Below are 14,987 nucleotides of genomic sequence, written 5' to 3'. Positions count from 1 at the left end.
TCCAATAAAGATATTTAAGTATTCTTTAAACTAGCCAAGTTTAGCTCCTTCATGATGGAAAACGATTCGGGAACAAAATGGTCGATTGGTCACAACTTTGTCCTGATTGGGCGCTATTCAAGATTAAATTCGTGTATTTCTAACGACAAAATCAGGTGGAGAAAAACAACAAATTTTTTTCCACCTGATTTATGTTAAGACTGCTTTTTTTCTAGTATTAAGAACTCGGTGTCTGATTTTCCAATATATATTCCATCATACTAATCAACTGTTCGGCATTTCCCTCTTCGATATGTTTACCGGAATGCTGTTCAATACGCTCTTTGACATGTTCCAATTTTTTATATCCATTGAATTCTGATTGCTCCGCTTGTTTTTCCTTGCCCTCGTTGAGGAATTTTTCCATTTGATTAAAGTCTCTTTGGGCGTTGTCCAACTGAACAACCAATGAATTACGGATGCCAGGATTCGCAACATATTGTTGGATTCGCTCTTTAACCAATTCTATACTCGGTTTTTCCTCTCTTGGAATTTCACCTGTATTGTAATATGTTTTAACTTCCTCTTCGGTTAAAACGATTCCGTCATAAATAAGCAGCTCATCCATTAAGCCTTTAAAGGGAAGATCCCAATAATTTACACCCAATGCAAAGACGGCGTTTGTCGACGTAAATACATTCGGGAAACCCACTCCAGAAAACCTGTTCACACCATTTACATACACATTGATTTTCCCTTCATCCACTGTGAAGGCGATATGAGACCATTCATTTTTCGGAATCTGCATTCTTGTATTCGCATCGTACCAAGCGGAACCTGACCAAACCATCGTTTCACTATTAACTGGACCTTTTGGAACAACACTCACCCAATTTTCATTTGTTCTTGCTCCAAAGAAAGTCGTTGTAAAATCGGTGAGCTGATCCGGGTTTAGCCAAAAGGATACAGAATATTGATTGCTGGAGATTAATCCGTTTGGCAGCCTAACGCCAGATTCTCCATCGAAATCGGCTCCTTGACCCACAATCCCATCTCCATATGAAATTTCGCCTCCACTGTTATCGATTCGATTCCCTGTAACAGTTCCTGCAGCTACATTTTTAGTTCGATCGGATAAGTCGCCTTCAAACGTATAATGAGCCACTAACCTGGCGTCCTTTTCGGCAAGGACAATAATCGTGAATGTTTTTACAGCGGTAGCATCACCTTTTGTAATAGTTGCAGTTAAGGTGACGGTCGCATTTCCCGCTCCAGCGACTGGTCGATTCACGACACCTTGTGCCGATACAACTTCAGGGTTAGAGGATTCCCATGAAATTTGCGTTCCACGTGCTCCTTCTGTCGGCAATTCCAAGTTTGCAATGACAGCACTCGTATCACCAAGAGTCAACTGATTTTTAATCAGCTCAACTATTTCTTCATCTGTTCGCTCGATTGTTTTTATGCCCCAAATAGAAACACCTTCGCTAGATAACGCAGTAAATGTCATGCCCACTTTATTAACGACCGAGTTCCATTGACGTAAAAATACACCGTTATATGTTTTGCCATCAATCGTGACCATAGCATGATAATCGTCAACCAATTCCCATGAACCATTCGCTCCGGAAAGGGTGCCGTCCTTATTTAATGTGACTGTTATAGCCTTTTTTAGTGTCTTGGAAATATCTTTTCCATGATTAATAAATTGATAGTCTCCGGCAATGTCTTCTTTATTAATTTTTTCAAGTTTTTCACCTGTATAGCGATATGGTGCGGCAACTGGCCAGCCATCTTTGTTGATAAATAATTGGTGTACGCGAACCTCGTGTGTTTCCCCTCTTTGCGGGAAGCGTGTATGGAATACTAAAAATTGTTTGCCTTCGTCTTCATCATAAAAGACGGAATTATGTCCAGGCGACAAATACCCATATCCAATTCCTGTACCAGGGTCTCCTACGTTTCTTTCAAATAAGAAGTGTCCCATTATTTTATTTCCATATGGAGAATGGTCAACGTTTCCTGGTAGAACTGCATTTTGTCCCATTGCATCTACATACGGGCCGGACGGATTCGTCGATCTAAACACCCTCATATTGTACTCACCATCAGCTGCAAGCCATCCAGTCGTAACGTACAAATAGTAGTATTTCATTTTTTGATCATACACAACATAAGGACCTTCACCTGATTTTCCGTACCCACCGGATATTTTCGTCCCAAAATAGCGATCAATTAATCTTCCATCGGAAGTCGTTCCATCTTTCCCCGGGTAGATCGCTTTTCCAGTTGTTTTATCAATTTCGAGGATAAAAATTCCTCCGGACCACGAGCCGTAAGTCATCCAAAGCTTTCCAGCATCGTCATAAAAGAGATTTGCATCAATTGCATTTGGGAAGTTTCCGTTATTATACGATCCATTACTATTAAACCAACCCGCTCTTGTGTCGGTTAATGTACCATCATCAATCAACTCTTTTATATTCGTATTATCCCATTTTTTATTGATTTCACTATTAGCATCATACGCCTCATCCCTAGTAAAACCAGAGTACATAATCGTATCGACATACGTATAAGGTCCTTCAATATTTTTTGAAACGGCATAGCCAATGGCGGAACGAATATAAGTGGATGAGGCGCTATAGTACATCATATAAGCACCTTTTGACCCGTCTTCATTCATGTAATGCTCATTCCAAAAGATTTCCGGTGCCCAGACGGCAAATCCACCTTTACTATCTGAATCATCTTCACCTGCCCATTTAAATGACTCCGCGAGGTTAGCAGAAAGATCCCCATAAAGCGCGTTGCCCGGAGTTTTATACCCATTCGTAAATCTCGTCCAGCTCATTAAATCATTCGATTTGGCCCCTTCAATATGTGTGCCGAAAACATAATAGGTGTCACCTTCTTTAATAATAGAAGGATCATGTACTGATACATTGTCAAACACTGGAGCTTCACCTTCGATTTGGTTAGATTCATATTCGTTGCCCATTACACTGCTTGGAGTAACTAATAGTAATGTTAGTAAAACGAGCATTAGCAGACGTGCCGATTTTTTACTCATTCAAAAGCCTCCATTTATTTAGTTAAGTGTAGAAATTCAGGAACAAAATTTTCACTTTTTTACAAATTCAGTCTCTATTGTGACCGATTCAGGAATAAGATCTTGTATTTTCATACGATAGAATCAGGTGGAGAAATACAAAATGTTTTTTCCACCTGATTTATTTTTAAGGACTTCTTTTTGATTCAAGAAACCCTATTATCCATTCCTTGGAATATTTTTAATGAAAACCACATGCATCCTAATGCCGCGATACTAATTGAAAAGAACGGAATCATTCCAGGGAACTCCAAGGAAAAGAAAATGACACTAATGATCACAAGCCCACTTGCGGCAGTATAATGTATTTTAGATAATCCGATGATAAGTGCATTCCTCAAATGTTGAAACCATGTAGCTTTATAATGGACAAGCAGTGGGAATGTCCATAAAAGGATAATGCAATAGAAAAATAGAATAAGGTAGAACATAAATGGTATGATAAATAAAATTTCACTCGCCGCGTCGGCCAGCACTTTGTAATTAAGATACAGCAAGCCCCCGACAATCGACAAAATCCAACCTAATATATTGGCACCGACAAACTCTTGAAAGTATATTTGTTTAAATGTTTTCCAAAGCTTTAGTTCTTGTTCCCCCATTATCCACTTTCTCGATACTCCTAATGCCGCCACTGTAGCCGGAAAAACCCCACCTGCAAAAAGTCCAAAAGCAGTGAACAGAATCCATAGCCCATTCACTGCGGCTAGGCGCATAATCCATTGAAATAAACGATCAAGTGTAGAGACAATCCGTTTACCATCCATGGTTGTCAGTCACCCTTTTCCCCTTAATTTCTATCCTTTTACTCCTCCAACCGTTAACCCGGCAACAAAATAACGTTGGAAGAAAATAAATAATATTATGATAGGAACGATGGTCATCATTGAGCCGGCAATGAGGATATCATAGTTATTTCCATATGGCGTCAAGAGTGTAGCAAGACCAATTGGCAGCGTAAACATGGCATTCGAGCGCAGCACAATTAACGGCCATAGGAAGTTATTCCAGCTCCCTAATCCTAGAAGGATGGCCATCGCAGCTAACGAAGGTCCCATTAATGGGAACATAATCTTAAAATAAATACCATATTCAGTTGATCCATCAATTCTAGCCGAGTCCATTAATTCCCTCGGAAGACCAAGTGCGTATTGTCTAAAGAAAAAGACGGCGATTGGCGAAACAATAGCTGGTAACATAACGGCCGTATATGTATTAATTAATTTCCAGCCAATCATCATTTGATAAAGAGGCAACATCAAAATTTCAAATGGCACCATCAATATAAACAAAACAAGTATGAAGAAAAAGTTTCTTCCCTTAAAATCATATACAGCTAATGCATATCCGACCATTGCTGAGAAAAATAGCGAAAGAACGATCGTCAGACCTGAAATAATTAAACTGTTTCCGTACCATCCCCAATATGTCGCAGCTTGTGAAAATATGTACGTATAGTTTGCTAAGTTTAATGAACTGATGTCGAATGTTAAGCTAATGCCGTTACGCATCAACTCTGATGATGGTCTGAAGGAGGATAGCAATAAAATCAGAATCGGAAACAACGCGATTAAGGAAATGATCGCAAAGCTCATATTAGCGACCCATTTTAGTCCCATATTATTGTTTTTCTTCATCTATTCATCACTCCTTTTAAACGCGCCGGTAAGTAACAATTGAATTACGCTTACTATAAAAATAATGATCATCAGGACAACACCAATTGCAGCACCAAATCCCATATCATTTTGTTGAATTCCTTGTTGATAAATATAACCGACTACGGATAAACCAATATTACCCGGTGATCCAGCCGTCCAATAAACAAAACTTTCTTCAAACATCCGAAACCCGCCAATAACTGAAATCGTCGCAACGAATATAGTGATTGGTTTTAAGAAGGGAAGTGTAACAAATCGAAACTTCTGAAATCTCGTTGCACCATCTATATCGGCCGCTTCATATAATTCATCTGGAATATTTTGCAGGGCAGCTAGGAAATATAGAATATTAACCCCCATCCAGCGCCAACAACAAAGGACAACCATCAAAAACATCCCCGACCAAGCATGATATTTCCATTCGATCGGTGCAAATCCAAATAAACCAATAATTTGGTTACCTACTGCAGAATTCGTTTCCCCGAACATTAACCGAAAAATCATACCCGCGACAATCGTTGAAGTTAAGGCTGGGAGAAATAAGGAAGCTCTGAAAGTGGTTTTAAATTTAACAAACTTTGAATCTAGCAGCACAGCTAATATAATTGGTACAATGACTAATATTACTACGGTTAGGACTACATAAATGGACGTATTGGAAAGTGCTTTATAAAAAGTTGGATTAAAAATTCTTCGATAATTGCTTAATCCAACAAATGTCACCTGCCCTGGCAACACTTTTTGAAAGCTCATCATCATTCCCTTAATGGATGGATAAAAGGTGAAAACCAAAAATGAAAGGACAAATGGTGCAATAAATACATATGGGACGACTTTCTTAGAGTTTAAAAAGGTTAGGAATTTATTAGGACTTTTAACAGGTAATTGGGGCAATGTACCTTTTGATGTTTCCAACATGAAATATATCCCTCCTTAAATAGATTAATCAAACCATAGATTGAATATGGTCTTATTGCATGAATCATTTTTTATATTGTACGTACGAGTTATTATCATAGAGTCACATTGGTCTATTCTGGATTTTTTAATGGAAAGGTCTATAAATAAACTATTTCTAGGATTCTTTACGAATCAGCAAAATTGCAAGGTACATGAATATGTGCCTTGCAATTTAGTTTTTCATTACTGCATATTAGCTTCAATCGTTTTTTGCGACTGTTTTAATGCCTCTTCAGCCGTTTGTGTTTGCTGTCGAATTACATTGTTTACTGTATTGGTATTTATTTCTGTTGCGACATCAGGAGTGTATTCAGTGATTTTAACCGGATTAATTTCATCTTTAACCTCTAACAATACATCAAATATGTTGTCCCCGAAGTATTGATAGAACTTATTATCTACTTTAACTTCATCACTTTCCCAAACATCCCATCTAGGAGGATCGAAGCCTAGAACCGTCCATAATTTAATATTGGCTTCTTTAGATAGTTTCGCGAAAGCTAAAAATTCTTTTGCAAGTTCAGGGTGCTTAGTTTGGTTTGTTACAACTGTACCTGTTCCACCCATACCAGCTGAACGTTTTCCGCCTGGTTCCCAAGCTGGCATTGGACGAACTGCAATTTTACCTTTAAGGTCTGGCATATATTCTATAAATCTACCCATATACCACATCGGCATAGTAATAGCGGCCGCTCCGCCCTCATTAAAATACGCATAAAATTCTTCAGCATGTGGTTGACCACCTGGGGTAATTTCTGCAATTTTATGCACATAAAGCATGTCATGTAAGAATTGAAGTGTGTCAATATTAGCTTGATTATCAAGCGTAAGTTTGCCATCCTTATCAAACCAATCCGAGTCACGTTGACTAATCATTGACCATAACGGAATATAGTCATCAGTCACAACGTTGTACATCATAGAATCTGTATTTGCGATTACTTTTTTACCAGCTTCTACAAAATCATCCCAAGTTTTGATTGAATCAATATCGACACCAGCTGCATCCATAATTTCAGTATTATAATACATTACGGAAGCGCCAACATGGGTTGGCATACCATAATACTGCCCGTCTTTACTGTAAATTTCAAAACGAGATTGAACGTAATTATCTATTTCAGGTTCAACAAACTGATTCATTGGCAGTAGTTGAGGTTCCCCTTGCAGATAATTCGGGAAACGGCTAATTTCAATATCAACGATATCTGGTGCACCTGTACCAGATTGTAAGGCTAGTAGTAAGTTGTTGTGCATTTGATCATAAGGGAAGGTTTCCGCTTTCAATGTTATGGGCCTGTCTGGATTTGCTTCATTCCAACGTGGAACGGCATCTTCAAAAAATTCCATGTGCAATGATGCGAATGTCCAGAATGATAATTCAGTTGCACCTTCAACATCATCTCCAATAACAACCGTTTCTTCCGCATCCCCGGAGCCACCTGAATCACTTGAACCACCCGAACTTTCACCTGCGCAAGCAACTAATAATAAAGCTATTACTCCGAAAAGTAATGCTAGCAGAGCTTTCTTCTTCATCATTATCCCCCCCAATTGGATGAAAGCACTTACAATATATTTAAGATTAAACCCTCCTCCTTTTTAGTGGTTTCCTCACGTCATAAAGGTGTACAAGTAACAAGGATGAAACGATAACCTGTACGAACATGTTATCACTAGACAGAAACCCCGTCAACCATTTATACGAAATAATCAGGCAATTTAGATATAACTTTTTTCGACATTTTCAAGCTTTTCCTGCAGAAGTCAATAGTACGTATGACTCACATTAAAAAGTAGGTGGTTCTTTTCATGAAAATTTATACGTAACAGTGTCCGTTTCAAAGGTGAAATTGGTAGAAGTCAGTCAGAGAGTCTAATCATTTCTTATTGACCATAATAAGTAAGGGCAAAGAAGCAAGGTTTGGGCAACGAAGGAGACATCCGAAAATGTTAATTAGGAAGGGGAGGTTCCCCCCTCCCTTATGGAAAAATTACTTTTTCAAACGAATAACGTTCCAAGACAGTTTTGGCAGAGTAGCTGTTACTCGACCATTATCATTAGTCGCATCGCCATTATTGTGTGGAGCAACTGCTTGGGATGTTGCAGTATTAACTTGTTTTAAATCATTATTTTCAAGGACGATATGCTCTGCCACTTTATAGCCTTCGAAGTTACGAATATCGCATTCTAATAAAAGGCTATCTTCAAGATCGCGGTTTACTGCAAAAATTGTAAGTTCATCATTTTCCTCGTTGTAAACGGCAGTCGTATCAAGAACAGGCACATCTGTAAAATCTTTACTATCATATTTCGGACTTGATACGATCGGATTCAATACAACCCCTCTTCCATATTTTGAAGCATGCATATATGGATAGAAGATTGTTTGTTTCCAAGCTGGACCGCCATTTTCCGTCATGATTGGCGCGATAACATTAACAAGCTGAGCCATACAAGCAATTTTGACTCGGTCTGCATGCTTTAGTAGAGTAATGAGCATTGAACCTACTAATAAAGCATCTTCGAAATTATAAATATCCTCAAGTTGAGGTGGTGCAATCGTCCAAGGATCGATTTTGCGGTCAGCCGCATTGGAATGATACCAAACATTCCACTCGTCGAATGAAAGATTGATTGTCTTTTTACTATGTTTTTTCGCTTTAATATAATCGGCAATTGAAATGACGGATTTGATAAAATCATCCATTCCAAGCGATTGTGCAAGGTAGTTAGCTATATCGTTGTCACGATTTCCGTAATATTGATGAAGGGAAATAAATTCGACGTTTTCATACGTATGATCAAGGACAGTTGCTTCCCATTCCGCAAATGTCGGCATATGACGATGTGAGCTTCCGCAAGCGACTAACTCAATTGACGGATCGACAAGCTTCATGACTTTTGCAGTTTCATTTGCTAGTCTTCCGTATTCATGCGCGGTTTTATGGCCGATTTGCCAAGGACCATCCATTTCATTTCCAAGACACCATGTTTTAATTTTATGTGGCTCTTTGTAGCCATGAGAAATACGCAAATCACTGTAGTATGTACCTGATGGATGGTTGCAGTATTCAAGTAGATTTCTAGCTTCTTCAATTCCTCTTGTTCCAAGGTTTACAGCCATATTTACATCTGCATTTACGAGTTTTGCCCAATCAACAAATTCATTTGTACCAAGTTCATTCGTTTCAATTGTGCGCCAAGCAAGTTCCAAGCGGCGTGGACGATTTTCTTTCGGTCCAATACCATCCTCCCAGTTATAACCGGATACGAAGTTTCCACCTGGGTAACGGATTAGTGGAACATCCAGTTCTTTCACAAGTTCAATAACGTCCTTACGGAATCCATTTTCATCAGCCTCTGGATGATCTGGTTCATAAATTCCGCCATAGACAGCTCGTCCAAGATGCTCTACGAAAGAACCATAAATTCGCTTATCTACCTCGGACACTTTAAAATCCTTTTCGACAATCATTTTAGCTTTTTTACTAGTCATTTTTTTCATCCTCTCTTTTTATTCGCAAGACTCGCGGCGTACATTACGCTCCGAGCCATTTTGAACCTTGTGGATATGGACAAGTGCTTGCTTCAAGCTTTGCTCTATAATGAATGAGACTGCCGCTATGCATACAAGTTGTTTCATATTGAAGAGAAGGGCAGCTGTTACACATGTTGAGACGTTTTTCAAATACTTCTTCTGAAACAATTTTTATGCCTTCTTTTTCAGCATCCTGTATCAATTCTTGCAAGACTTCCTGTGAAACAATGACATTATGAGTACAACCTTTACAAAGACTCATCTTACACTCTCTTATTCTACTGCCAATATAACGACAGACATTGGAGGGAGAGTGACGGATAAGGATTGCTCTTCTTTTTTAATCTTCGTAAAATCTGATGGTTTTACATTTTCTGGCTGTTCGAATGTGTTATGGGCATTCATTTGATCAGCTGTTAAAATACGTCCACTTACAGTAGCGGATGATAAATTGATTCCGCGCAGATCGATGTTAACATCGGATTGACTTTGATGGTCGAGATTACATAGACTTATATGAACTTTTCCAGTGGAATCTTTTGAAGCAGAAACGGTAACTTGCGGCAATGCTTCTTCATCCAGTTCATAATTTTCAAAGGAAGATTCAACTGATAGCAAGGAAGCATCGTGATGAACCTTAAACATTTCAAATACATGGTATGTTGGTGTTAAGAGCATTTTTTCGCCTTCCGTTAAAATCATTGCCTGTAATACGTTAATCGTTTGGGCGATATTCGCCATTTGCACACGGTCCGCATGAGCATGGAAAATATTAAAATGGATACCTGCTACAAGTGCATCACGGATTGTATTTTGCTGATAAAGAAATCCTGGGTTTGTGCCTGGCTCTGCATCAAACCATGTACCCCATTCGTCAATGATTAAGCCAACTCTTTTCGCTGGATCATATTTGTCCATAATCGTGCTATGTTTAGAGATGAGCGTGTCCATATGAAGAGCTTTCTTTAATGTCGTAAACCATTCATTTTCAGGAAAGTCCGTTGCTGATCCTTTATTCGACCAATCTCCCGGGATTGTATAGTAATGTAGGCTTAATCCATCCATCATCCAATGAGCATTTTTCATTAACACTTCTGTCCAATTATAGTCATCGACATTGGCACCACCGGCAATTTTATAAATACGGTTATCTCCGTAATTGCGGACATACGTCTGATAACGGCGGTACAAATCGGCATAATATTCTGGACGCATATTCCCCCCGCAGCCCCAGTTCTCATTTCCAACACCGAAGTATTTCAGCTTCCAAGGCTCATCGCGACCATTTTCTCTCCGCATATTAGCCATTGGAGATTCACCGTCAAATGTCATATATTCCACCCATTCAGACATTTCCTGCACGGTACCGCTTCCAACATTTCCGCAAATATAAGGTTCCGTTTCCAGCATTTCACAAAGCATCATGAACTCATGCGTTCCGAAGTGATTATTTTCTAAAACTCCGCCCCAGTGCGTATTGATCATGCGTTTACGATTTTCACGAGGACCAATTCCATCTTTCCAATGATATTCGTCTGCAAAGCAGCCGCCCGGCCATCGTAGAACAGGTATGTTTAAATGCTTCAAAGCTTCAAACACGTCATTGCGTATTCCATTTGTGTTCGGAATCGGAGAATCCTCGCCTACCCAAATACCTTCGTAAATCCCTCTGCCCAAATGCTCAGCAAAATGACCGTAAATGTTTTTATTAATCGTAGCTTTTTCTACATCTGCGTTAATAATGACGTTGTTTCCCATTGATTTCTCCTTTTCGAATACGTATTGTTTAAAAATATTTCATTTCTTAGAAATCGTTTTATTTACACGGAAATAATCAAAATCAACGAATCCATCACTTGTTTTCGTTGCATAATTAAATAAGGCAAAGCGATATCCCATAAAATGCGGGATTGTATATTTCATCTTTAGAGGCTTTCCAATTGAGTGCCATTCCACTTCATTCACACTGTAATAGAAATAAGCTTGATCTATCATATTTTTAAAATCAAAGTCTACTTTGAAATAGATTCGATTAGTCGTAATCGGTATCGCTTCGATTTCTTGTTTTTCCTTGGAATTACCTAAAACCATTACGATATAATGTTTATTACTTGTGGCTTTGACGCCTACAAACCCACAGTTTTCTTGTAATCCTGCCAGTCCTGCAAAGTCCCCATCATTCATATGATTAATCTCAACAGCAACTCGCCCCGAACATTCTGGGCCAAATGTTCTCTGGGTTAATATGTTTCTAGCATCGAGGATACTGTCGCTTAATCTACCATTTTTAAGTCTTAAATACCCTGGCCGTTCCGTTAAGGACCAGCATGCAGGATCTGGATTGTGATTCCACTGCCATACAAGCGGGAGTTTTAACCCTTGATCTTGTAAAACTTCAATATTTTTCACATATGAAAGATTACGATTTTCTAAGGCTTGATCAAATTCATCTGATGCTACAATCGCTGGTATGACACTGTTTGAGGAAGCGTGTTTTATGTCATAAACATTCTTATGAATCGGCCACTCATCTTCCCATTCAACAGGAACGATGAAAGGAGTTCGCCCTACTGCACCACAATCCTGAAACAACATTGCATACCAATCTCCACCTGTCGTATCGACAATTCCACCTTGTGCAATACCAGCGTCATCTAAAGCAATCCGCCCTTCATACTCCCCATCAATGCTGTCTGATCTGAACATTAATTGCGTGCGCCCTGCTCCCTTTGGCCAGGTTATGAGAAAGACATAATACTTTTCATTAATCTTTTGAATATGTGCTCCTTCAGCAGGCAGCCCCACATTCGGACCTGCAATCAAACTAGCATTCGGGATAATGACTTTATTGAGCCCTCCTTCTTTTATCGCAGTGGCATCAGAAGTAAGCTCTATCACTTTAATATCTCCGCCGCCATAAATCATGTACACATGCCCCTCATCAAAAAGAAGGGACATGTCATGATATACACCATTGAGTGATGATTTTTTCCAATCACCATTTTCAATATCCTTCGTTTGAAAAATATATGTTTTGTCTGTACTGAAGGACGCGACTGCTAGATAAAATGTATCGTTATAAAATCTAAGACTGCTCGCCCATGACCCTTGTCCATATTCGTTCTTTCCATAGTTGAGGAGTTGTTCATCATTTTCTTCCAAGATGTCATAGACGTAATTGACAATTTCCCATTGAATGAGGTCTTCTGATTTCATAATCGGAACACCAGGATTCATATGCATAGTTGTACTAGACATGTAATAAACATCGCCAACCCTGATGACATCTATATCCGGAACATCTGACCAAGTAATGGGATTTTCAACTTTTAGTGCAACACCTTGATAGGCTTGCTTTTCCATTGCAACAACCCTTTTCTACACGAATTGTTATTATTTATAGAGAAGTTCATTCCAACGAAGTTCATTTTCAAAGGCATGAGTCTTTGTCTCATTATTAATTAATACAGATTCAATCCCAAGCAATGCAGCAAGATCTTTTAATTGCTCTGCCGTCACGATGTATGAGAAGCCTGAATGATGGGCCCCGCCCGCAATAATCCAATTTTCAGCCCCTTGGCTAAGAGATGGCTGAGGCTTCCAGAGGACACGAGCTACAGGCAATTTCGGCATTTCTTTTTCTACTTTTACAGCGTCTACTTCATTGATTACGAGACGGAAACGATGCCCTAAATCAATGATTGATGCATTTAGTGCTGGGCCGCTCGCTCCATTGAATACGATGCGGGCAGGATCCTCTCTATCGCCAATTCCAAGTGGATGCACTTCAATCATCGGTTTTGTTTCTGCAATCGTAGGACATACCTCAAGCATGTGAGAACCAAGAACCATTTCATTTCCGGGCTCAAAATGGTACGTATAGTCCTCCATAAAGGAAGTTCCCTTCCCGTCTGCTATTATTTTCATCAAACGGACGAGGGCAGCCGTTTTCCAGTCACCTTCACCTGCAAACCCATAGCCTTGTTCCATTAAGCGCTGGACCGCCAGACCTGGAAGTTGCTTCATCCCATGCAAGTCTTCAAACGTAGTCGTGAATGCTGTATAGCCACCTTCTTCTAAAAATGCTTTTAAAGCGATTTCAATTTTTGCTTGATAGCGGATTGCATCTCGAATTGGGCTATCTTGCTTACCTTCCGCGGCGATTTCGTATTGATCTTCGTATTCTGTCATTAGTTCGTCTACTTGTTGTTCTGTCACAGCGTTGATAAGTTGTACTAGGTCACCAATACCATAACCATTCACAGTCCATCCTAATTGGATCTGAGCTTCTACTTTATCGCCTTCAGTAACGGCTACTTGACGCATGTTGTCCCCGAAACGAGCAACCTTCAAGTGTTGACTCTCGTTAAAAGCGACAGCAGTTCCCATCCAACCGCCAATACGTTTACGCACATCTTCGCTTTCCCAATGTCCAACAACGACTTTACGAATCACATTCATTCTCGCTCCGATAAAACCATATTCACGGTCACCATGAGCAGATTGATTTAAATTCATGAAATCCATATCGATGCTGTCCCAGGGAATGTCGCGATTATATTGGGTATGTAAGTGCAGAAGTGGTTTTTTTAATGCCTTCAAACCAGCAATCCACATTTTAGCTGGCGAAAAAGTATGCATCCACGTAATAATCCCTGCACAATTTTCATCCGCATTCGCCTCCAAAAACAACCGGCGAATCGCATCAGACTCCTTCACAACTGATTTAAAAACAACCTTATAAGGTACCGAGCCACCCCCATCAATTCCAGCAGCTATTGTTTTAGAGTGCTCCTCAACCTGTACAAGCACATCCTCCCCATAAAGCAACTGACTCCCCGTCACAAACCAAAACTCATAAGACCTCGTCTTCAACATAAACTTCACCCTTCCTAATTTATAATCTTTCAAATTGTTCGAGTGCCAGGCACCGGAACAACTTCGCAACAATTCTATCTATTTACAATTGTGCGAATTAATCGGGAGTTGTTTGAGTGCCTGGCACTCAAACAACTCCCGGCACGCATTTATTTTTGTCCGTAGTAGGCGCCGGGACCGTGTTTTCGCAGGTAGTGCTTGTCGAGTAGGAATTGGTCCATGGGTCCTACTTGTGGGTTTAGTTGGATTGTGTGAAGTGCCATTTTGGCAACTTCTTCTAGGACGACGGCGTTGTGGACTGCTTCGTCTGCGTTTTTTCCCCAGTTAAAGGGGGCGTGTCCGGAGACGAGGACGCCTGGCATTGCTTTTGGATCGAGTCCCAGTTTTTGAAATGTCTCGATAATGACTTGGCCTGTTTCGAGTTCATATGCTTCTTCAATTTCCTTTTTGGTTAAGCCACGAGTTACCGGGATTTCACCATAATAATAATCGGCATGTGTCGTTCCAAGTGCCGGAATCGGGCGGCCTGCTTGAGCCCAGCTCGTTGCCCAAGGTGAGTGTGTATGGACAACTCCGCCAATTTCCGGAAAAGCTTTATATAATGCGAGATGTGTTGGCGTGTCGGAAGACGGGCGCAGATTCCCTTCTACAATTTCCCCTTCCAAATCCACTACAACAAGATCTTCAAGCTTCATTTCCGAATAGGCGACTCCGCTCGGCTTAATGACAACATGCCCACTTTCCCGATCAATCCCACTAACATTTCCCCACGTAAATGTCACTAACCCATGTACAGGAAGCTGTAAGTTCGCTTCCAATACTTCCTGCTTCAAAGTTTCAAGCATGCAATTTCCT

Annotated in this window: 11 protein-coding genes; all 11 read right to left on the bottom strand. The window is 39.9% G+C overall.

Translation table 11 applies throughout. The features are described from left to right. Positions 1-217 precede the first annotated feature (217 nt). The 11 genes from KHA96_RS13000 to araD all read right to left on the bottom strand — a co-directional run bounded on the left by KHA96_RS13000 (position 218) and on the right by araD (position 14,977). Positions 218-3,052, bottom strand: a complete 2,835-nt coding sequence (locus KHA96_RS13000; RefSeq protein ID WP_213129687.1) for a LamG-like jellyroll fold domain-containing protein — start codon at positions 3,050-3,052, stop codon at positions 218-220. A 185-nt stretch (positions 3,053-3,237) separates the two neighbouring features. After that, positions 3,238-3,858: a YesL family protein gene (locus tag KHA96_RS12995; protein ID WP_213129686.1), complete on the bottom strand. Its 621-nt coding sequence runs from the start codon at positions 3,856-3,858 to the stop codon at positions 3,238-3,240. Positions 3,859-3,888: 30 nt separating this feature from the next. Further along, a complete protein-coding gene (locus KHA96_RS12990) occupies positions 3,889-4,728 on the bottom strand; it encodes a carbohydrate ABC transporter permease (RefSeq protein WP_213129685.1) in 840 nt (279 codons plus the stop codon). Then, positions 4,729-5,670 carry a carbohydrate ABC transporter permease gene (locus KHA96_RS12985; RefSeq protein ID WP_213129684.1) on the bottom strand — a complete coding sequence of 314 codons (942 nt, stop codon included), beginning with the start codon at positions 5,668-5,670 and terminating at the stop codon, positions 4,729-4,731. A gap of 225 nt (positions 5,671-5,895) precedes the next feature. Then, the gene (locus KHA96_RS12980) at positions 5,896-7,251 is read right to left on the bottom strand and encodes an ABC transporter substrate-binding protein (protein ID WP_213129683.1); all 1,356 of its coding nucleotides are present in this window, start codon (positions 7,249-7,251) and stop codon (positions 5,896-5,898) included. A gap of 455 nt (positions 7,252-7,706) precedes the next feature. Next, positions 7,707-9,212 (bottom strand): arabinosylfuranosidase ArfA, encoded by a 1,506-nt coding sequence (gene arfA, locus KHA96_RS12975; protein ID WP_213129682.1) that lies wholly within the window; start codon positions 9,210-9,212, stop codon positions 7,707-7,709. A gap of 43 nt (positions 9,213-9,255) precedes the next feature. Then, a complete protein-coding gene (locus tag KHA96_RS12970; protein WP_213129681.1) occupies positions 9,256-9,516 on the bottom strand; it encodes a DUF6171 family protein in 261 nt (86 codons plus the stop codon). Positions 9,517-9,527: 11 nt separating this feature from the next. Continuing rightward, positions 9,528-11,012: an alpha-N-arabinofuranosidase gene (locus KHA96_RS12965; RefSeq protein WP_213129680.1), complete on the bottom strand. Its 1,485-nt coding sequence runs from the start codon at positions 11,010-11,012 to the stop codon at positions 9,528-9,530. Positions 11,013-11,051: 39 nt separating this feature from the next. Then, the gene (locus KHA96_RS12960) at positions 11,052-12,617 is read right to left on the bottom strand and encodes a glycoside hydrolase family 43 protein (RefSeq protein ID WP_213129679.1); all 1,566 of its coding nucleotides are present in this window, start codon (positions 12,615-12,617) and stop codon (positions 11,052-11,054) included. Positions 12,618-12,647: 30 nt separating this feature from the next. Continuing rightward, the gene (gene araA / locus KHA96_RS12955) at positions 12,648-14,132 is read right to left on the bottom strand and encodes an L-arabinose isomerase (RefSeq protein WP_213129678.1); all 1,485 of its coding nucleotides are present in this window, start codon (positions 14,130-14,132) and stop codon (positions 12,648-12,650) included. Positions 14,133-14,281: 149 nt separating this feature from the next. Continuing rightward, complete coding sequence (gene araD, locus KHA96_RS12950) at positions 14,282-14,977, bottom strand: L-ribulose-5-phosphate 4-epimerase (RefSeq protein ID WP_213129677.1); 696 nt, start codon at positions 14,975-14,977, stop codon at positions 14,282-14,284. Between the last annotated feature and the right edge of the window lie 10 nt (positions 14,978-14,987).

The sequence above is a fragment of the Bacillus sp. FJAT-49711 genome, assembly GCF_018343715.1.
GTDB lineage: Bacteria > Bacillota > Bacilli > Bacillales > Bacillaceae_C > Lederbergia.
Note: the sequence above shows the minus strand (reverse complement) of the source record. Positions and strands in the feature narration are given on the sequence as shown.